Annotated in this window: 19 protein-coding genes and 3 tRNA genes; 10 read left to right on the forward strand and 12 right to left on the reverse strand. The window is 55.4% G+C overall.

Annotated features, from left to right (window positions below; translation table 11 throughout):
* Positions 1–5 precede the first annotated feature (5 nt).
* From LBF07_RS06805 to syd, 6 genes are all read right to left on the reverse strand, one after another.
* Positions 6–1,346 carry an enolase C-terminal domain-like protein gene (locus LBF07_RS06805; RefSeq protein ID WP_112778122.1) on the reverse strand — a complete coding sequence of 447 codons (1,341 nt, stop codon included), beginning with the start codon at positions 1,344–1,346 and terminating at the stop codon, positions 6–8.
* Complete coding sequence (gene gudP, locus LBF07_RS06810) at positions 1,346–2,701, reverse strand: galactarate/glucarate/glycerate transporter GudP (protein WP_023309021.1); 1,356 nt, start codon at positions 2,699–2,701, stop codon at positions 1,346–1,348. The genes LBF07_RS06805 and gudP overlap by 1 nt, the downstream gene beginning before the upstream one ends.
* Before the next feature lie 295 nt (positions 2,702–2,996).
* Positions 2,997–3,446 (reverse strand): flavodoxin, encoded by a 450-nt coding sequence (locus tag LBF07_RS06815; RefSeq protein WP_023333248.1) that lies wholly within the window; start codon positions 3,444–3,446, stop codon positions 2,997–2,999.
* Positions 3,447–3,470: 24 nt separating this feature from the next.
* Positions 3,471–4,247: a tRNA pseudouridine(65) synthase TruC gene (gene truC / locus LBF07_RS06820; protein ID WP_045404163.1), complete on the reverse strand. Its 777-nt coding sequence runs from the start codon at positions 4,245–4,247 to the stop codon at positions 3,471–3,473.
* Positions 4,244–4,573 carry a YqcC family protein gene (locus tag LBF07_RS06825; protein WP_047060002.1) on the reverse strand — a complete coding sequence of 110 codons (330 nt, stop codon included), beginning with the start codon at positions 4,571–4,573 and terminating at the stop codon, positions 4,244–4,246. The genes truC and LBF07_RS06825 overlap by 4 nt, the downstream gene beginning before the upstream one ends.
* 629 nt (positions 4,574–5,202) lie before the next feature.
* Entirely contained in the window at positions 5,203–5,748 is a 546-nt protein-coding gene (gene syd, locus LBF07_RS06830; protein ID WP_094934823.1) for a SecY-interacting protein, read from the reverse strand.
* Positions 5,749–5,817: 69 nt separating this feature from the next.
* Between syd and queF the strand changes: the two genes are divergently transcribed.
* The 5 genes from queF to xni all read left to right on the forward strand — a co-directional run bounded on the left by queF (position 5,818) and on the right by xni (position 12,252).
* Positions 5,818–6,660, forward strand: a complete 843-nt coding sequence (gene queF / locus LBF07_RS06835; RefSeq protein ID WP_112778118.1) for an NADPH-dependent 7-cyano-7-deazaguanine reductase QueF — start codon at positions 5,818–5,820, stop codon at positions 6,658–6,660.
* 116 nt (positions 6,661–6,776) lie between these two features.
* A complete protein-coding gene (gene ppnN / locus LBF07_RS06840; protein WP_023309027.1) occupies positions 6,777–8,141 on the forward strand; it encodes a nucleotide 5'-monophosphate nucleosidase PpnN in 1,365 nt (454 codons plus the stop codon).
* 514 nt (positions 8,142–8,655) lie between these two features.
* Positions 8,656–9,951, forward strand: a complete 1,296-nt coding sequence (locus LBF07_RS06845; protein WP_029741560.1) for an HAAAP family serine/threonine permease — start codon at positions 8,656–8,658, stop codon at positions 9,949–9,951.
* 65 nt (positions 9,952–10,016) lie between these two features.
* Positions 10,017–11,384 (forward strand): L-serine ammonia-lyase, encoded by a 1,368-nt coding sequence (locus LBF07_RS06850; RefSeq protein ID WP_033146431.1) that lies wholly within the window; start codon positions 10,017–10,019, stop codon positions 11,382–11,384.
* A 112-nt stretch (positions 11,385–11,496) separates the two neighbouring features.
* Positions 11,497–12,252, forward strand: coding sequence for a flap endonuclease Xni (gene xni / locus LBF07_RS06855; RefSeq protein ID WP_094934826.1), 756 nt, complete (start codon positions 11,497–11,499; stop codon positions 12,250–12,252).
* Positions 12,253–12,306: 54 nt separating this feature from the next.
* Here the strand turns inward: xni and rlmM are convergent, their stop codons facing one another.
* From rlmM to LBF07_RS06875, 4 genes are all read right to left on the reverse strand, one after another.
* A complete protein-coding gene (rlmM, locus tag LBF07_RS06860; protein WP_023309030.1) occupies positions 12,307–13,407 on the reverse strand; it encodes a 23S rRNA (cytidine(2498)-2'-O)-methyltransferase RlmM in 1,101 nt (366 codons plus the stop codon).
* Entirely contained in the window at positions 13,400–13,795 is a 396-nt protein-coding gene (locus tag LBF07_RS06865; protein ID WP_023309031.1) for a DUF423 domain-containing protein, read from the reverse strand. The genes rlmM and LBF07_RS06865 overlap by 8 nt, the downstream gene beginning before the upstream one ends.
* Before the next feature lie 39 nt (positions 13,796–13,834).
* Entirely contained in the window at positions 13,835–14,752 is a 918-nt protein-coding gene (gene gcvA / locus LBF07_RS06870) for a glycine cleavage system transcriptional regulator GcvA (protein ID WP_023309032.1), read from the reverse strand.
* 349 nt (positions 14,753–15,101) lie between these two features.
* Positions 15,102–15,329, reverse strand: a complete 228-nt coding sequence (locus tag LBF07_RS06875; RefSeq protein WP_094934827.1) for a YgdI/YgdR family lipoprotein — start codon at positions 15,327–15,329, stop codon at positions 15,102–15,104.
* A 192-nt stretch (positions 15,330–15,521) separates the two neighbouring features.
* Between LBF07_RS06875 and csdA the strand changes: the two genes are divergently transcribed.
* Both csdA and csdE read left to right on the forward strand, forming a co-directional pair.
* Entirely contained in the window at positions 15,522–16,727 is a 1,206-nt protein-coding gene (gene csdA / locus LBF07_RS06880) for a cysteine desulfurase CsdA (protein WP_094934828.1), read from the forward strand.
* Entirely contained in the window at positions 16,727–17,173 is a 447-nt protein-coding gene (csdE, locus tag LBF07_RS06885; protein WP_094934829.1) for a cysteine desulfurase sulfur acceptor subunit CsdE, read from the forward strand. The genes csdA and csdE overlap by 1 nt, the downstream gene beginning before the upstream one ends.
* Here csdE and tcdA read toward each other — a convergent pair.
* Both tcdA and mltA read right to left on the reverse strand, forming a co-directional pair.
* Positions 17,164–17,970, reverse strand: coding sequence for a tRNA cyclic N6-threonylcarbamoyladenosine(37) synthase TcdA (gene tcdA, locus LBF07_RS06890; RefSeq protein WP_006811804.1), 807 nt, complete (start codon positions 17,968–17,970; stop codon positions 17,164–17,166). The genes csdE and tcdA overlap by 10 nt on opposite strands.
* Positions 17,971–18,045: 75 nt before the next feature.
* Positions 18,046–19,143 carry a murein transglycosylase A gene (gene mltA, locus LBF07_RS06895; protein WP_033146436.1) on the reverse strand — a complete coding sequence of 366 codons (1,098 nt, stop codon included), beginning with the start codon at positions 19,141–19,143 and terminating at the stop codon, positions 18,046–18,048.
* A gap of 208 nt (positions 19,144–19,351) precedes the next feature.
* Between mltA and LBF07_RS06900 the strand changes: the two genes are divergently transcribed.
* The 3 genes from LBF07_RS06900 (at position 19,352) to LBF07_RS06910 (ending at position 19,670) form a co-directional block, all read left to right on the forward strand.
* Positions 19,352–19,428 (forward strand) — tRNA-Met (locus tag LBF07_RS06900).
* Between the two features lie 44 nt (positions 19,429–19,472).
* A tRNA-Met gene (locus tag LBF07_RS06905) sits at positions 19,473–19,549 on the forward strand.
* A gap of 44 nt (positions 19,550–19,593) precedes the next feature.
* Positions 19,594–19,670, forward strand: a tRNA-Met gene (locus LBF07_RS06910).
* Positions 19,671–19,711: the final 41 nt, after the last annotated feature.

Consider the following 19,711-nt stretch of genomic DNA (forward strand, 5'->3'; position numbering starts at 1 on the left):
TTTTATCAGTGACGTCCGAAAACAGGGCGCTTACGGTCAAATGTCCAGCCGGGGATCAGGTACTGCATCGGGCCCGCGTCGTTACGCGCGCCGCCCGGTAGCTTTTTATACGCCTCATGGGCTTTATGGATCTGATCCCAGTCAATCTCCACGCCCAGGCCCGGCGCATCCGGTACGGCAATCTTGCCGTTGATGATTTCCAGCGGATTTTTCGTCAGGCGGGCTTCCCCTTCCTGCCAAATCCAGTGGGTATCGATGGCGGTCGGGTTACCCGGCGCCGCCGCGCCAACGTGGGTAAACATCGCCAGCGAAATATCAAAGTGGTTGTTAGAGTGACAGCCCCAGGTCAGCCCCCAGTCATCGCACAGCTGCGCCACGCGCACTGCGCCTGAAAGCGTCCAGAAGTGAGGGTCCGCCAGCGGTATGTCGACGGCGTTCAGCATCACCGCATGACCCATTTCACGCCAGTTGGTGGCGATCATGTTGGTCGCGACAGGCAGCCCGGTGGCGCGACGGAACTCAGCCATGACTTCACGGCCCGAGAAGCCCTGCTCCGCGCCGCAGGGGTCTTCCGCATAGGTCAGGACATCCCCCAGCCCCTTGCACAGGCTAATCGCTTCCTCCAGCAGCCAGGCGCCGTTGGGATCGACGGTGATCCGCGCATCAGCAAAGCGTTTTTTCAGCGCCCGGGCCGTATCAATCTCCTGCTCGCCGGGCAGCACGCCGCCCTTCAGTTTGAAATCCTTAAAGCCGTAGCGATCCTGCGCAGCCTCGGCCAGCCGCACCACCGCGTCGCTGGAGAGCGCTTCCTGGTGGCGCAGGCGATACCAGTCGTGATCGCCCGTGGATCGCGCCAGATACGGGAGATCGGTCTTATTGCGATCGCCCACGTAGAACAGATAGCCCAGCACGGTAACCGCATCGCGCTGTTTGCCGGGCCCCAGCAGCTCGCAAACCGGAACATTGAGCGCCTTACCCAGTAAGTCGAGCAGGGCGGCCTCCAGCGCGGCGACCGCGTTGACGCGCAGTTCGAACGTCCAGGCACCTTTACCGAACGTGTCAAAGTCCGCCGACTGATTGCCCTTATGCACCCGCTGAACCACCTTGTTCAGACGGGCGACCTCCTGGCCCACCACCTGCGGAATGGCATCGACCAGCGTCTGGTAAATCACCTCTCCGCCCGGGGCTTCGCCCACGCCGGTATGCCCTGCGCTGTCTTTCAGCACGACGATATTACGGGTAAACCAGGCGTTATGCGCCCCGCCAATATTGAGCAACATGCTGTCCTGCCCGGCCACCGGAATAACCTTCATCTCCGTAACGGTTGGGCTCGATTGCGTTGTCATCATCCACGCTCCGCAACAGGTTTAAGTTCGACGCGTTTGATATCCCCCACCAGCACCAGGTAACTCAGCACCGCCACCAGCGCATGTACCCCGACATAAATCAGCGCACCGTTAAAGGAGCCGGTGGTGCCAACGATGTAGCCGATAGCGATAGGCGTAACAATCCCGGAGATGTTGCCGAACATGTTGAACAGGCCGCCGCTCAGGCCGCTGATCTCTTTCGGCGCCGTATCCGCCATCACCGCCCAGCCCAGCGCGCCAATGCCTTTGCCGAAGAAGGCCATCGCCATAAAGCCGATAATCATCCATTCGGCGTTGACGTAGTTACAGAACACCATGGTCATGGAGAGCAGCATGCCGAGCACAATTGGGGTTTTACGCGCGATGTTCAGTGACCCCGTGCGGCGCATCAGCCAGTCGGAAATCACTCCGCCGAGCACGCCACCGACGAAGCCGCAGATTGCCGGAACCGACGCGACAAATCCCGCTTTCAGAATCGACATGCCGCGAGCCTGCACCAGGTACACCGGGAACCAGGTGATGAAGAAGTAGGTTAAGGCGTTAATACAGTACTGGCCCAGATAGATGCCGATCATCATGCGCGAGCCGACGAGCTGCTTGATCTGCGCCCATTTCTGGCTGAACGGGACTTTTGCTTTTGCGGATTTCTGATCCATGTTGATCAGCGCGCCGCCTTCCGCGATGTACTCCAGCTCTTTTTTGTTCACGCCAGGATGCTGATTGGGTTCGTGGATCACTTTCAGCCAGACGAAGCTGATGACGATCCCAAGCCCGCCCATGAAGAAGAAGACGTGCGACCAGCCCACCTCATGCGTCAGCCAGCCCATGATTGGCGCGAAGATCACCGTTGCGAAGTACTGTGCGGAGTTGAAAATCGCCACCGCCGTTCCCCTCTCCTGCGCCGGGAACCAGGCAGCGACAATGCGGCTGTTCCCCGGGAAAGAAGGTGCTTCCGCTAAACCTACCAGGAAGCGCAGCGTGAAGAGCGCCACGATAATGCCGAAGCCGCTGAAGATATCGACGAAACCCTGCAACAGGGTAAACATCGACCAGATAAAGATGGACCAGAAATAGACGCGTTTAGATCCAAAACGGTCCAGCAGCCAGCCGCCAGGAATTTGCCCGATGACGTAGGCCCATGAGAATGCGGAGAAAACGTAACCCATGCCCACCGGATCAAGGCCGATATCTTTTGCCATTTCCGAACCGGCAATCGACAGCGTGGCGCGGTCACCATAGTTAAAGGATGTGACGATAAACAGCATCACCACTATCCAGTAGCGGGCGTTGGTGCGCTTTTCAGCGCTGCTCGCTGCGTGGCTTAATGTACTCATTGTTGCACTCCTGAAACATAGCTTTCGCCTGGTTCATTCTGTACAGCACCGGTAGGGTAATCAGAATGAGATTGGTGTTTTGTCGTTTTGGTACGGCCTGACGCCGTTTTATAGTGACCGGAAAAGTATATGAAGGAGTGCCTCATCACCTCACCGTGCAGAAACACAGTATTAAAGGGTGTATGAGAGGTTGTTTATGGCATAAGCCCAGGGGAATGGAAGGTGGTTCACGGATTTGGCGTTTGGAGCGGGGTGTATCGCCGGGTGGCGGCTATGCCTTACCCGGCCTGGATAACTATTTAAGGAGAGTTGCCCAGTTCTCCACCCACGGGTTCGATTCGCTTTCGGGTTCAGGATGCTCACCGGCATCAATCAGCAGCATCTCGCCGACGCGCTGGGCGCTCTGCTCCTGCAGGAGCGCATCGAACTGCTTGCCGCCGCCGCAGAAGTTAGCGTAAGAGCTGTCGCCCAGGGCAATGATGCCGTAGTGTACGTCCGGCTGATAGCCAAGCTGGTCTTTAATGCCCTGAAACAGCGGCACGATGCTGTCCGGCAGATCGCCCTGCCCGGTGGTGGAGGTCACCACCAGAATGTACTTATCTTTATACTTTTCCCAGTCTGCCAGTTCCGGGTCTTCATAGACCGTGGCTTTATGGCCCTGGCTGGCGAGTATTGCTTCAGCCTCTTCCGCTACCAGCAGCGAGTTGCCGTACATTGTGCCGACAAAAATGCCTACTTCAGCCATGATATTTTCCCATAATGTATGCGTTTACCGTTCATCCTGAACGTTGCCCGATACAAACTCAACCCTTTCATTTTCGGGGAGTTGTCCCAGCCAGCCAAACTGTGACAGCGCCTGCATCCAGACGTCGTCCAGCCCCGCACGGATAGTCAGCGGTTCGCCGGTAAACGGGTGCGTCAGGCTCAGCTCGCTGGCGTGCAGCATCAGACGATGGCAGCCAAAGTGTTCGGCTGCACTGCGGTTCTGGCGCAAATCACCGTGTTTGCTGTCGCCAATAATCGGATGGCGCAGGTGCGCAAGATGGCGTCGCAGCTGGTGCTTACGCCCGGTTTTAGGCAAAAGCTCAACCAGGCTGTAGCGTGTGGTCGGGAATTTGCTGGTTGCCACCGGCATTTCGGTCGTCGCCATGCCGCGATAATCCGTTACTGCGGGCTGTGGACCTTTGTCATCGCGGGCAAATTTATCGGCGATTTTGTCCAGTTCCTCCACCAGCGGATAGTCCAGCGTGGCGGCTTCCGTCAGCCAGCCGCGCACGATCGCGTGGTAGCGCTTTTGCATCTGATGCTGTTCAAACTGCTGTGACAGCAGACGCCCCGACTCGCTGGAAAGCCCCATCAGCAGCACGCCGGATGTCGGCCTGTCGAGACGATGGGCGGTAAAAACATGCTGACCAATCTGGTCGCGAACGGTCTGCATCACCACCACTTTCTCATCGCGATCGAGCCAGCTGCGGTGTACCAGCCAGCCTGACGGTTTATTCACCGCCACCAGCCACTCGTCCTGATAGAGGATCTCAAGCGTCATGCATCTTCACCGGCAAACAGGGCATCCAGTTTTTCCAGTTCGACCAGCATCACGTCGCGCGCCGGGTGTGTCGCCTCGAGCGCCATTTCATAGTAGGGAGAGACAGCAAACGCCTGCGGAAGCGGGTGATCGCCCTCAAGCAGGGCGTGCATGCGCGGAATTAACACCCACTGCAGCCATTCAAACGGGGCCAGCGTATCCAGGCAGAAGGGCTGAGTGCTCGCGAACGCTTCTGGCTGCGGCGCGGTCTCCTGCCACAGCTGATGTTGGCGCAAAAGGGCTTCGATGGCGTGCAACTGAGCACGAACGCTATCGTGTTGCGTCATAGTAACCTCAACTGAAAAAGTGAACGGCGCGCAGCATAGCATTGCGGAAGGCAGAAATAAAAAAGGGAGCACTGTAAAAACAGTGCTCCCGGTTCGTTTCGCAGCATTCCAGCTACAATTCGTGCTCCCTGCTCATCCGTGACAACTTTTCCTGACGCCCGAAGGCCTGGTCATCCGTAAGCCGATGCATCCTGCACACATCTTCCTGACGTGTTTGTCTCATCCTGAAACGTCCTGGCCTTCCTGACCCACCGACCATCCTGACCGGCTCTCGTTCTCCTTCCTGGAGGTGTCCCTTACGCATCCTGCGTTATCCACTTCGCTTCATCCTGAAGCCTTCCTGAAGCGCCATCCTGACGAGTCCTGTGTGAGAAACGCCATCATCCTGATGTTCGTTTCTCGTGTCGGCGTCCTGTCGACAGAAATAGAATCCGCTATTCCGCTTCGTCTTACAACCCACCCTTTCTGGGTTGTAAGCCGTAAGAAATCCCTAAAAACAATACGATGAACAAGTAATTCATTGAAAAACAGAGCAATATTAATCTGAATTAAATGAGGTAATACTGAATCTTCAGCGATCTCTCACAAACGTTGTAAGAGATCTCTCACACACGCTATAGCATCATGGATTACAGAAGTGGCTCAAGTCGGGTAAGGAAATCCGCAAGAGAGGGGGCGAGAGTCTCGCGATTGCGGGTGCCGATAGTCTCTTTAACCACTTCACCTGACAGGTTACAGACGGAGATAACGTCCAGTTCGCTGTCCAGCGTGGCAATAAAGAGCGTCGGAGAAAGCTTCAGGCGTTTTTGCGTGACCAGGTGACCAATCAGGTTTTCCTGAACACGCTGCAGATCGTCTTCGCTCCAGGTCTGCAACAGCGTCAGCGTGATATCAGCAAAGCGTGCGGGCATATCCCCTGCGAACTGCGTGGTATATAACGCATGAACCGCTGGTTGTACCACAATGTCCATTGCCCGCTCAACCGCATTTACATTTTGCTCGCCATCGAAAGGTTTTGGCTGCCAGATAACGTAATCGTCGACTGAAGAGATAATGCACGGCGAAGGTACGCCATACAAATCAGCACTTTGCGGCCATGTCTGGTCCTTTTCATGCCATGCGTCGCAATAGCGGGTCGTGAAGCTAGTGAGGGCATTTGCAGTTTCGATGTCCACCGATTTCTCTCTTCTTGTCAGACAGGATAAACTCAGGCCATAAGTGTACCTGTAAAGTGGCTATGAAACATGTCTTACGAAAATCATCAGGCGTTAACCGGCTTAACGCTGGGGAAATCGACCGATTACCGCGATACCTACGATGCAAGCCTGCTGCAGGGCGTGCCGCGCAGCCTGAACCGCGATCCTCTGGGCCTGCATGCGGACGCATTGCCGTTTGTCGGCGGTGACATCTGGACGCTGTACGAACTCTCGTGGCTTAACGCGCGCGGTCTGCCGCAGGTGGCAGTGGGCCACGTTGAGCTGGATTACGCCACTGTTAATCTCGTGGAATCCAAAAGCTTTAAGCTCTATCTCAACAGTTTTAACCAGACAAAATTCAACAGCTGGGACGACGTTCAGCACACCCTGGAACGTGATTTAAGCGCCTGCGCGCAGGGAAAGGTGAGCGTTTCACTGTATCGCCTGCACGAACTGGAAGGGCAGCCGGTCGCCCACTTCAACGGGACCTGCATCGACGATCAGGATATCGAGGTGGAGAATTATGAATTCAGCGCCGATTACCTCGAAAACGCGGCGAGCGGAAAGGTGGTCGAAGAGACGCTGGTCAGCCACCTGCTGAAATCCAACTGCCTGATCACCCACCAGCCGGACTGGGGCTCGGTGCAGATCCAGTACCGCGGCCCGAAAATTGACCGGGAAAAGTTGCTGCGCTACCTGGTGTCGTTCCGCCATCACAACGAATTTCACGAGCAGTGCGTGGAGCGTATCTTTAGCGATATTCAGCGTTTTTGCCAGCCAGAAAAACTGAGCGTTTACGCGCGCTACACCCGCCGTGGCGGTCTGGACATCAACCCGTGGCGCACCAACACCGATTTTGTGCCAGCAACGGGGCGGCTGGTGCGTCAGTAATATAAATATTTTCACAATATGCGCGGTATCTTCCGCGCTTTAGGTTGTGAAACGTCACGCGCCAGGGCTATTGTAATCAACAGGGAAAGACGATAATCGTCCCGTAAGGAGCTCACTTGATTACACATATTAGCCCGCTTGGCTCAATGGATATGTTGTCGCAGCTGGAAGTGGACATGCTTAAGCGCACGGCCAGCAGCGATCTTTATCAACTGTTTCGTAACTGTTCACTTGCCGTACTGAACTCCGGAAGCCTGACAGATAACAGTAAAGAACTGCTGTCCCGCTTCGAAAGCTTTGATATCAACGTGCTGCGCCGCGAGCGTGGCGTGAAGCTTGAAGTCATCAACCCGCCGGAAGAGGCCTTTGTCGACGGCCGTATCATTCGTTCACTTCAGGCTAACCTGTTTGCCGTGCTGCGTGACATCCTGTTTGTTAACGGGCAGATCCACAACGCAGGCCGTTTCCAGCATCTCGACCTGGAAAGCTCGGTCCATATCACCAACCTGGTGTTCTCCATTTTGCGTAACGCCCGTGCCCTGCACGTTGGCGAAGCGCCGAACATGGTCGTCTGCTGGGGCGGCCACTCCATTAACGAAACCGAATACCTTTATGCGCGTCGGGTGGGCACACAGCTTGGCCTGCGCGAGCTGAATATCTGTACCGGCTGCGGTCCGGGTGCGATGGAAGCGCCAATGAAAGGTGCCGCAGTGGGACACGCGCAACAGCGTTACAAAGAGGGACGGTTTATCGGCATGACCGAGCCGTCGATCATTGCCGCTGAGCCGCCTAACCCGCTGGTTAACGAGCTGATTATCATGCCGGATATCGAGAAACGTCTTGAAGCGTTTGTCCGTATCGCCCACGGCATTATCATCTTCCCGGGCGGCGTGGGGACAGCGGAAGAGCTGCTCTATCTGCTGGGTATTCTGATGAATCCGGCCAACAAAGATCAGGTTCTGCCGCTGATCCTGACCGGTCCAAAAGAGAGCGCCGACTACTTCCGCGTGCTGGACGAGTTTATCGTGCACACGCTGGGCGAAGCCGCGCGTCGTCACTATCGCATCATCATTGACGATGCCGCGGAAGTGGCGCGCCAGATGAAAAAAGCGATGCCGTTGGTAAAAGAAAACCGTCGCGATACCGGCGATGCGTACAGCTTTAACTGGTCAATCCGTATCGCGCCGGATCTGCAGATCCCGTTCGAGCCAACGCACGAAAATATGGCGAACCTGAAACTCTATCCGGACCAGCCGGTGGAAGTCCTGGCTGCCGATCTGCGTCGTGCCTTCTCCGGGATTGTGGCGGGCAACGTCAAAGAGATGGGCATCCGCGCTATTGAACAGTACGGTCCGTACAAGATCCACGGCGACCCGGAGATGATGCGTCGCATGGACGACATGCTGCAGGGCTTTGTCGCTCAGCACCGCATGAAGCTGCCGGGCTCAGCCTATATTCCTTGCTACGAAATCTGCACATAACGCTCAACAGCATCTCATCAAAGCCGGGTCGCCCTGTTGCGCGTCCCGGCTTTTTTATTACCGAGGTAATTCATACGCATCACTTATGTCTTTTACAAACTATGCGCAAACGCAAACGATTACCTTGTTTTTTCAACCGTAAATTATCAGCCTTAATCCAAATTACCTGCCAGAAAATACTAAAAACCCATTTCTTTACAGCTAAAGACACCTATATCACGGGCCAGTCTTTCAGCTCACATGTCGTTGGTGGTAGCCTTCGCGCCCGTAAATTCTCTTTGACGTTTTTTTAACAGATAAATGGTCTAAAGATGCCCACATCATAAGTGGATTATTGCATTTGGGATCAGGATCACTGATAGATTCATAACTAGAATGTATCTTTCCGCCCGCCAATAGTTACGGGCGAAAATTATTAAAAAACCGTCACTGAACGAATTTCATATTACCGTCAGGCACTTTTTCATCGGATTTGACTAAAAACCTGACAATTTGCTTCCTCCAGGAGATACAGATGGAAACCACTCAAACCAGCACCGTTGCTTCGATTGAATCCCGAAGTGGTTGGCGCAAAACGGATACCATGTGGATGCTTGGCCTTTACGGCACAGCAATCGGCGCTGGTGTACTGTTCCTTCCTATCAACGCAGGCGTCGGCGGTCTGATCCCGCTGATCATCATGGCTATCATTGCTTTCCCGATGACCTTCTTCGCACACCGCGGTCTGACCCGCTTCGTGCTGTCCGGTAAAAATCCGGGCGAAGACATCACTGAAGTTGTTGAAGAGCATTTCGGCGTTGGCGCAGGTAAACTGATTACCCTGCTCTACTTCTTCGCGATTTACCCTATTCTGCTGGTCTACAGCGTGGCGATCACCAACACCGTTGAAAGCTTCATGATGCACCAGCTGCACATGACGCCGCCTCCGCGTGCGATTCTGTCGCTGATCCTGATCGTGGGCATGATGACCATCGTTCGCTTCGGTGAGCAGATGATTGTGAAAGCAATGAGCGTACTGGTCTTCCCGTTCGTTATTGCTCTGATGGTACTGGCTTGCTACCTGATCCCACAGTGGAACGGTGCAGCGCTGGAAACCCTGTCCCTGAGCAGCGCATCGGCAACCGGTAACGGCCTGCTGATGACCCTCTGGCTGGCAATTCCGGTGATGGTGTTCTCCTTCAACCACTCTCCAATCATCTCTTCTTTCGCTGTGGCGAAACGTGAAGAGTACGGTAATGGCGCAGAGAAGAAGTGCTCCAGCATCCTGGCGCGCGCTCACATCATGATGGTACTGACCGTAATGTTCTTCGTCTTCAGCTGCGTACTGAGCCTCTCCCCGGTGGATCTGGCGGCAGCGAAAGAGCAAAACATCTCTATTCTGTCTTATCTGGCGAACCACTTTAACGCACCGGTCATTGCGTGGATGGCACCAATCATCGCGATTATCGCCATCACCAAATCCTTCCTGGGCCACTACCTCGGCGCGCGTGAAGGCTTCAACGGTATGGTGATTAAATCTCTGCGCGGTAAAGGCAAGAGCATTGAAATCAACAAGCTGAACAAAATCACTGCGCTGTTCATGCTGCTCACCACCTGGGCGGTAGCGACCCTGAACCCAAGCATCCTGGGCATGATTGAAACCCTGGGCGGCCCGGTCATCGCGATGATTCTGTTCCTGATGCCGATGTACGCGATTCAGAAAGTCCCTGCTATGCGCAAGTACAGCGGTCATGTGAGCAACGTGTTTGTGGTTATCATGGGTCTTATCGCAATCTCTGCGATCTTCTACTCCCTGTACACCATGTTCTGATTATCACCCGCGCCGTCTTCGGACGGCGCACTCCTCCCTCTCTGACTGAAAGCAATGGACGCATCATGATTAGCGTATTCGATATCTTCAAAATCGGTATTGGTCCTTCCAGCTCTCACACCGTCGGACCAATGAAAGCCGGTAAGCAGTTCACGGATGACTTGATTGCACGCGGCATCTTGCATGACATTACCCGCGTGGTTGTCGATGTATACGGCTCGCTTTCCCTGACCGGGAAAGGCCACCATACTGATATCGCCATTATCATGGGCCTGGCGGGAAACCTGCCGGATACCGTTGATATTGATGCGATCCCTGGCTTCATCCAGGATGTGAACACCCACGGTCGCCTGCTGCTGGCGAACGGTGAGCATGAGGTTGAATTCCCGGTTGACCACTGCATGAATTTCCATGCGGACAACCTGTCGCTGCACGAAAACGGCATGCGCATTACCGCGCTGGCCGGCGACAAAGCGGTATACAGCCAGACGTATTACTCTATCGGCGGCGGCTTTATCGTCGACGAAGACCACTTTGGTCAAACCAATACCTCTTCTGTAGAAGTGCCGTATCCGTACAAAACGGCGGCGGATCTTCAGCGTCACTGCCAGGAGACGGGCCTTTCCCTCTCCGGCCTGATGATGAAAAACGAGCTGGCGCTTCACAGTAAAGAAGAGCTCGAACAGCACTTCACTAACGTCTGGGAAGTGATGCGCGGCGGTATTGAGCGCGGGATCACCACCGAGGGCGTTCTGCCGGGCAAGCTTCGCGTGCCGCGTCGCGCTGCTGCGCTGCGCCGTATGCTGGTGAGCACCGACAAAACGACGACGGACCCGATGGCCGTTGTAGACTGGATCAACATGTTCGCCCTGGCGGTAAACGAAGAGAACGCCGCAGGGGGCCGCGTGGTCACCGCGCCGACTAACGGTGCCTGCGGTATCGTTCCGGCGGTGCTGGCGTACTACGACAAGTTTATCCGTGAAGTGAACGCGAACTCGCTGGCGCGCTACCTGCTGGTCGCCAGTGCGATTGGTTCGCTGTATAAGATGAACGCGTCTATTTCCGGTGCGGAAGTGGGCTGTCAGGGTGAAGTCGGCGTGGCGTGCTCCATGGCGGCGGCGGGTCTGGCCGAACTGCTGGGTGCAAGCCCTACACAGGTGTGCATTGCTGCGGAAATCGGCATGGAACATAACCTGGGACTGACCTGTGACCCGGTTGCCGGACAGGTACAGGTACCGTGCATCGAACGTAACGCGATTGCCTCCGTGAAGGCGGTGAACGCGGCACGTATGGCGCTGCGCCGCACCAGCGAACCGCGCGTCTGTCTCGATAAGGTTATCGAAACCATGTACGAAACCGGTAAAGATATGAACGCCAAATACCGCGAAACCTCTCGCGGCGGCCTGGCGATGAAGATTGTGACCTGCGATTAAGCCTCTCAGGAAGCCTCATTTTGCGAGGCTTCTTCCTGTTTTCCCCACCATTCATAGTTTCACGCTGCTGACAGTGTTACCCTTCACGCATGAGATAGAAGGGAGATTATCTGTGGCCGTTCATTTACTTATCGTCGATGCTCTTAACCTGATCCGCCGTATCCATGCGGTACAGGGGACGCCTTGTAAAGACACCTGTCTGCACGCGCTGGAACAGCTTATCCGCCACAGTGAGCCCACCCACGCGGTCGCGGTATTTGATGACGAAGCCCGCAACACGGGCTGGCGACACCAGCGTCTGCCCGACTACAAAGCCGGACGCGCCCCGATGCCGGACGATCTTCACGCTGAGTTGCCCATGCTGCGCGCTGCATTTGAACAGCGGGGAGTTCCCTGCTGGGGTGCACAGGGAAATGAAGCAGACGATCTCGCGGCCACCCTGGCCGTAAAGGTGGCAAGCGCCGGACATCAGGCCACTATCGTTTCAACCGACAAAGGCTACTGCCAGCTGCTCTCGCCGACTATCCGCATTCGCGACTATTTTCAAAAACGCTGGCTGGACGCGCCGTTTATTGCCAGCGAGTTCGGCGTCTCGCCTGAGCAACTACCGGATTACTGGGGGCTGGCAGGCATCAGCAGCTCTAAGGTTCCGGGTGTCGCCGGTATTGGGCCGAAGAGCGCCGCGCAGCTGCTGATCGATTTTCAGAGTCTGGAAGGGATTTACGCCCGTCTGGATGAGGTACCGGAAAAGTGGCGCAAGAAGCTGGAGGCGCATAAAGAGATGGCGTTTATCTGCCGGGAGATCGCAACGCTACAGACGGATTTACAGCTGGACGGGAATTTACAGCAGTTGAGATTAGAGCGTTAACGCTTTTCTGTAGGCCCGGTAAGCGTAGCGCCACCGGGCAAAACAAAGCACGTACTATCGCTCGTCGCGACGTCCGCCAACCGCAGCCCACCAGCGACGAATATGCACCGTCACCTCTTCACGGTCGTGATACAGCTGACGCGCCTGGATCTCCACGTTAATACCGTGTTCGTCCATCTGCTCCTGAATGTAGGCCAGGTTCTGCGATACTTCCTCATAACGCTTTTTCATCGGCAGCTTGAGGTTGAAAATGGTCTCACGACACCAGCCGTTCACCAGCCAGGAGGCCATCAGCGCGGCGACTTTTGCCGGCTTCTCAACCATATCGCACACCATCCACGAGATGTTGTTACGGTTCGGGCGATAGCGGAAACCGTCTTCCCGCAGCCAGGTAACCTGCCCGGTGTCCATCAGGCTTTGCGCCATTGGACCGTTATCAACGGACGATACCCACATATTGCGTTTCACCAGCTGATAGGTCCAGCCGCCCGGGCACGCGCCAAGGTCGACGGCGTACATGCCGTTTGCCAGACGTTCATCCCACTCATCCGCCGGGATAAAGACGTGGAACGCCTCTTCCAGCTTGAGCGTGGAACGGCTTGGCGCATCGGACGGGAAGCGCAAACGCGGAATGCCCATAAAGAAGGGAGAGTTGTTGGTGGTGTACGAATAGCCTGTATAGCAGCAGCCCGGTGCGATAAAGAAGATATGCACCACCGGACGCTTCGGCGTTTCGTAGTTCGTCAGCACGCCTGCATCACGCAGCGCCGCTCGCAGCGGCACGGTGAACTTACGGCAGAACTTCATCAGCTCTTTACTTTCGTTGGTATCCGCCACTTCAACGCGCAGATCGCCGCCTTTCTCCACCACGCCCTGCAGCATGCCGACAATTGGCGTGATGCGGTCTTCCGGCGGAAGATCCTTCAGCAGCTCACCCGCGACAAACATCTGGCGAGCAAAGATCAGCGAGCTGAACGGCAGCTCGCGCGCCAGCTTGTCTGCGTCTTCAGGCTGATAGCACTCGAATACCACATAGCCCGCGTTTTCTTTTACGCGGGCAAAGCCGAAGACTTCGCGCTTCGCCGCTTTATCGGTAATTTCCGCGGCGCACTCTTTCTCAAACCCCGGGCGACAATATAAAACAACCTTATTCATGAACAACGCCCTTGCGTTTCAGACGGATAGCTCCGATAAACATTAATACCCAACCCGCCAGGAAGCTGAAGCCGCCGACAGGTGTAACGAACGCCCACAGGCGCAAATGTGAGAGCGCAAGGCAGTACAAGCTACCGCTGAACAACACGGTACCCAGCGCCATAAACACGCTGCTCCAGTAAAACCAGATACTGATACGACGCTGCATCGCCACCGCCAGCCCAAAAATAGCCAGCGTGTGAAACGCCTGATATTCAAGGCCGGTCTGGATCCAGCCCATCTCTACTGCGCCCAAAGACTTGCTTAATACATGTGCGCCAAAGGCGCCCAGTGCAACAAAAATAAAGCCACTCACCGCGGCAAAAATCAGCATGAATCGGCTGGTCATGTTTAAGTCCTGAGTTGATGCGTGCCCGGCACACAAACGTTATTGCTCATACCTGAAGCGGAATTTTTCTTGCTCGGTTGCCGCTTTCGCCAGTATCCACTGCCGGAAGGCGGCTATTTTACCCAGTTCTGCCTGACTGTCATGACAAACCAGATAAAACGCATTCTTGCTGACCAGTACATCATTAAAAGGGCAAACCAGGCGGCCTGCCTCAATTTCGGACTGCGCCATGACGTTGTTCGCCAACGCCACGCCCTGCCCGTGAATGGCAGCCTGTAACACCATCGCACTGTGGCTAAAAATGGGTCCCTGCTGCACGTTAATATGTGTAAGACCTAATTGACGGGTATAAGTTTGCCAGTCGCGGCGAGAGGCATCATGCAAAAGCGTATGCTGAGCCAGATCGGCGGGTGACTTCAGCGCCTTCTCACCTGTTAACAGCAGAGGAGAACAGACCGGCAGGAGATATTCTGCGTATAATTTTTCTACGCGCAAGCCCGGCCAGTTACCGCGACCATAAAAAATGGCGACATCCACGTCATCGGCCAGCTTGTCCTCCTGACGATCTACCGCCTGGATTCGAACGTCGATCCCCGGATAAGCTGAGTTAAAGCTTGAGAGTCTTGGCACCAGCCAATGAATGGCAAAACTGGGCAATAAACTGACGGTCAGAGCACCTTTTGCACTGCGAGCCTGCAGCTTACGCGTGGCTTCCGTAAGCTGGGAAAAAATCTCTTTAATATCCTGAAAATAGCTCTGCCCCTCTTCGGTCAACAGCAACGAACGGTTGCGTCGACGAAACAGCTTAAGGCCCAGAAAATCCTCCAGAGACTTGATTTGGTGACTTACTGCGGCCTGTGTCACAAAAAGCTCATCTGCTGCGCGGGTAAAGCTCAGATGACGTGCTGCTGCATCAAAAACTCGTAATGCATTAAGAGGTGGCAATCGCTTTGACATGGTTATCTGGCTTAGATGTTAACGGTATTTAACAAACAGGAAACAACGTTTAACCTATTAGTTTTTTTTATCTGAGCCATTATAATTTGTCCGTTGAGGAACTACCAGCAAATACCTATAGTGGCGGCACTTCCTGAGCCGGAACGAAGAGCTTTTTTCGGAATGCGTGTTCTGAAGGGCTTTTGGCTTACGGTTGTGATGTTGTGTTGTTGTGTTTGCAATTGGTCTGCGATTCAGACCACGGTAGCAACGCTACCAATTTTTCACTTCCTGTACATTTACCCTGTCTGTCCATAGTGATTAATGTAGCACCGCCAATTTGCGGTGCTTTTTTTTCGCCTGCGATCTGTTAATGCTCGATCTCTTTCATCTCTTTCACGTCCGTGCGGTTGATCTGCTGCTTGTTCCCGTTAGCATCTTTGTACGAAATCATCCCGGTATCATTATCGGTAGTCGGTTTCCCTTCCGAAACGATAGAACGACCATCGTTGGTGTGCATCACGTAGTTGTTACTGGAACAGGCGCTCAGGGCAAAAGTAAACGCACAGGCAGAAATGATTGCAGCTGTCTTATTCATGATTATTCTCCTTTAGCAATTAATGCTATTCAAACCTCGATTTATAACAGGCTAAAACATCCGCCTAACACTATTTAGCATAACCTGCTTTTTTGAGGCCGTAAGGATAAGCAGACAATTCTGATAGATATCAACCTCCTTGCCCTGCCGCTGAAATTGCGCGACGATCGCTATATTGAAATGAGGAATCCCATGAACGCTTTCAGTCCTGCGCAGTTCCGCGCACAGTTTCCGGCCCTGGCCGATGCCGGTATTTACCTGGATAGCGCCGCCACCGCCCTTAAGCCACAGGCGGTGATTGAGGCCACGCAGCAGTTCTACAGCCTGAGCGCCGGGAACGTGCATCGCAGCCAGTTTGCCGAAGCGCAGCGATTAACCGCGCGCTATGAAGCCGCACGCGATCAGGTCGCACGCCTGATCAATGCCGAAAGCGGGAAAAACATCGTCTGGACGCGCGGCACGACCGAAGCCATCAATATGGTGGCCCAGTGCTACGCGCGCCCGCTGCTTCAGCCGGGCGATGAGATCGTCGTCAGCGAGGCGGAACATCACGCCAACCTGGTGCCATGGCTGATGGTGGCAGAGCAAACGGGTGCACGCGTGGTGAAGCTTCCACTGGGTGCAGACCTTCTTCCCGACGTTGCCCGTCTCCCAGAGCTGATTACCCCCCGCAGCCGCATTCTGGCGCTCGGACAGATGTCGAACGTCACGGGTGGTTGCCCGGACCTGGCTCAGGCTATTCGCATAGCCCATGCCAGCGGGATGGTGGTGATGGTCGACGGCGCTCAGGGCGTGGTGCACTTCCCCGCTGATGTGCAGGCGCTTGATATCGATTTCTATGCCTTCTCTGGTCATAAGCTCTACGGGCCAACCGGTATTGGGGCGTTGTACGGCAAGCCAGAACTGCTGGCAAAAATGACGCCGTGGCTCGGTGGCGGCAAAATGATCACTGAAGTGTCGTTCGATGGCTTCAAAACTCAGGATGTTCCCTATCGACTGGAAGCCGGTACGCCGAACGTGGCGGGGGTGATTGGCTTAAGCGCGGCGCTGGAGTGGCTGGCAGAAACAGACATCGTTCAGGCTGAAAGCTGGAGCCGGGGGCTGGCGACGCTGGCAGAGGAAGAGCTCAAAAAGCGCCCGGGTTTCCGCTCGTTCCGCGTTCAGGATTCAAGCCTGCTCGCCTTTGATTTTGCGGGCGTTCACCATAGCGACATGGTGACGCTGCTGGCCGGGTACGGCATTGCCCTGCGTGCCGGACAGCACTGCGCCCAGCCGCTGCTGGCGGCGCTTGGCGTTAACGGTACGCTGCGCGCCTCGTTTGCGCCGTACAATACCCAAAGCGATGTCGACGTGCTGGTTGCCGCCGTTGACCGCGCCCTTGAAATACTGGTGGATTAATGACTAGCGCTGCTTTAGCCGGACATCCGTTTGGCACCGTCATCACAGAAGAGACCTTAAAACAGACCTTCGCCCCGCTCCAGCAGTGGGAAGATAAATATCGACAGCTGATCCTGCTGGGTAAACAGCTCCCGGCCCTTTCAGACGATCTTAAAGCGCAGGCGAAAGAGATCGCAGGCTGTGAAAACCGCGTCTGGCTGGGCGTGAGCGTCTCCGGCGAGAAGCTGCACTTCTTCGGCGACAGCGAAGGCCGCATCGTCCGGGGCCTGCTGGCCGTATTGCTGACCGCTGTGGAAGGGAAAAGCGCGGCGGAATTGCTGGCACATTCGCCGCTGGCGTTATTTGATGAGCTGGGGCTGCGCGCGCAGCTCAGCGCCTCGCGTGGTCAGGGGTTGATCGCGCTGGGCGACGCGGTACTGGATGCCGCACGTCAGGCTCAGGCCTGACGTTCCGCCTTCGCCATCATTTTCTTGAGGGCGTGAGACACCGCCACAAAGCCAAAGGAGGCGGTCACCATGGTGGCCGCACCAAAACCTGAGGCGCAATCCATTCGTTTTGGCCCTTCCGCCGTGCTTTTCATCGCGCAGACTGAGCCATCCGCCTGCGGGTAGACCAGCGCTTCGGTCGAGAACACGCAGTCGACGCCGAGCTTGCCTTTGCTGTTCTTCACCACGTTAAAATCGCTCTTCAGGCGCTCGCGCAGCTTGGCCGCCAGCGGATCCTGGATCGTTTTCGCCAGGTCGGCCACCTGGATCTGCGTCGGATCGATTTGCCCGCCCGCGCCGCCCGTCGTGACCAGCGGCACCTTGTAGCGACGGCAGTATGCGATCAACGCCGCTTTTGGCCGCACGCTGTCGATGGCGTCAATCACATAGCTATAGCCTTTGCTCATGTACTCCGCGACGTTATCTGCCGTCACAAAGTCGTCGATCACCGTCACGCGGCACTCCGGGTTGATCAAACGGATACGTTCCGCCATGACCTCAGACTTCGCCAGGCCGACGTTATCGCGCAGGGCGTGGATTTGACGGTTGGTGTTGGTGACGCAAACGTCATCCATGTCAATCAGCGTGATTGCGCCAATACCGGTTCTCGCCAGCGCTTCTGCCGCCCACGACCCCACACCACCAATGCCCACGACGCAGACGTGCGCATCCGCAAACAGCTGCAGGGCTTTTTCACCATATAAACGTGCCGTCCCGCCAAAACGCTGGCGCCAGGCGTCGCTGATTACCACAGACATAAAACCTCAGATGTAAAAAGGGTGAGGTTTTCCTCACCCTGAACAGTAATCCGTATTGCGCTCAGAATACCACAATCAGCCGCTGAATACGTTTCCAGCTCCCGGAGCTGCCTTCAGTACCCACACGCGTCCGTAGTGGTTATACCAGCCCGCGCGATGGCCTGCGTCAGGGCCAATGCCCTGATAGATGTCAAAGTGCTGGCCTTTAATCGCCCCGCCGACGTCCAGCGCCACCATCAGACGCAGCTCATACTGACCGTTGAACTTGCCGTTATTGTCCAGCAGAGGAACCTCAGCCAGCAGCGTGGTGCCTGCAGGAATAATCGAACGATCCGATGCTACCGACGCGCGGCCAATCAGGGGAACTGCACTCGCTCCTTTCACCGGCGCGAAGTTTTGCGGTTTGAAGAAGACGAACGACGGGTTCTGCTCCAGCAGCTCGCGCACCTCGGCTTCGCTGTGTTTCTCGCCCCACTCGCGGATCGCCTGCATCGACATATCTTCTTTCTTCACTTCACCGCGGTCGATCAGCACCTTACCGATACTGCGATAGGCGTGACCGTTTTTACCGGAATAGCTGAAGAAGTTGAGCGGCGACCCGTCGCCAAAATCAATGTAGCCGCTGCCCTGAACGTCCATGATGAAGTTATCCATCAGGGAGTTGCTGTAGGCCAGAACGTAATTTTCGCTCAGCGCACCGGCGTAGATCTCAGCGCGAGACGGCAGACGACCGCGTTTTGGCGGCATACGGTAGATAGGATACTGGAACTCGCCCTGACGCGAGTGTCGTGCCTGGATAACCGGGGTGTAGTAACCGGTAAACTGGACGTTGCCGTAGTTATCGGCCCCTTCCATCTGCCAGGCGTCGATACCAAACTGGCGCATGTTGCGCGTATCGCCGCCTGCTTTAAGCCAGTCCTGGACCGCGTTATACACGCTACTCTGGGCGCCATACAGACGCGGCGACGCGTTGCGGATCTGGTAGACCTGCTCGGAGAAATCACCGGCATTAATCGGTGCGCCGACGGCATCAGGCTGATTAACTAAAGAGAAAGGCTGGGATAACTTCCCGTCTTTATACTGTTGACCGCGATCGGTCGGTTTGGAAGAACAGGCCGCAAGAATCGCTACCATTGCGCCCGCCATCAGATACTTCGCCCAACGTCCTTTCATTATATCTCGTCTTTAAGTTGCCCATTTCCGCGTGATGAAGATAACAAACCGCCAGGGCTAATGAAATGCGATGGCATGCCCTTTGGCAAATTTTGCGCAAAAAATAGTCCGAACAGAGCCATGTCGTTCAATTTGCATACAAAATCATGATTTATGTGAAAAAGGGGTTGCATCACAAACCTATCCGAGTATAGTGCGCATCCACGGACGCGGGGTGGAGCAGCCTGGTAGCTCGTCGGGCTCATAACCCGAAGGTCGTCGGTTCAAATCCGGCCCCCGCAACCAATTAAAATTTGATGAAGTATCTTCTACGACTGTAGAAAGACGGACGCGGGGTGGAGCAGCCTGGTAGCTCGTCGGGCTCATAACCCGAAGGTCGTCGGTTCAAATCCGGCCCCCGCAACCAATCAAATTTGAAGAAGTAAGTTTCTACACGAGTAGAAAGACGGACGCGGGGTGGAGCAGCCTGGTAGCTCGTCGGGCTCATAACCCGAAGGTCGTCGGTTCAAATCCGGCCCCCGCAACCAACACTTCTAAAACAATAAACACCCTTAAGGGTGTTTTTTTG

The sequence above is a fragment of the Enterobacter cloacae complex sp. ECL352 genome, from assembly GCF_020149545.1.
GTDB classification, from domain to species: domain Bacteria; phylum Pseudomonadota; class Gammaproteobacteria; order Enterobacterales; family Enterobacteriaceae; genus Enterobacter; species Enterobacter asburiae_B.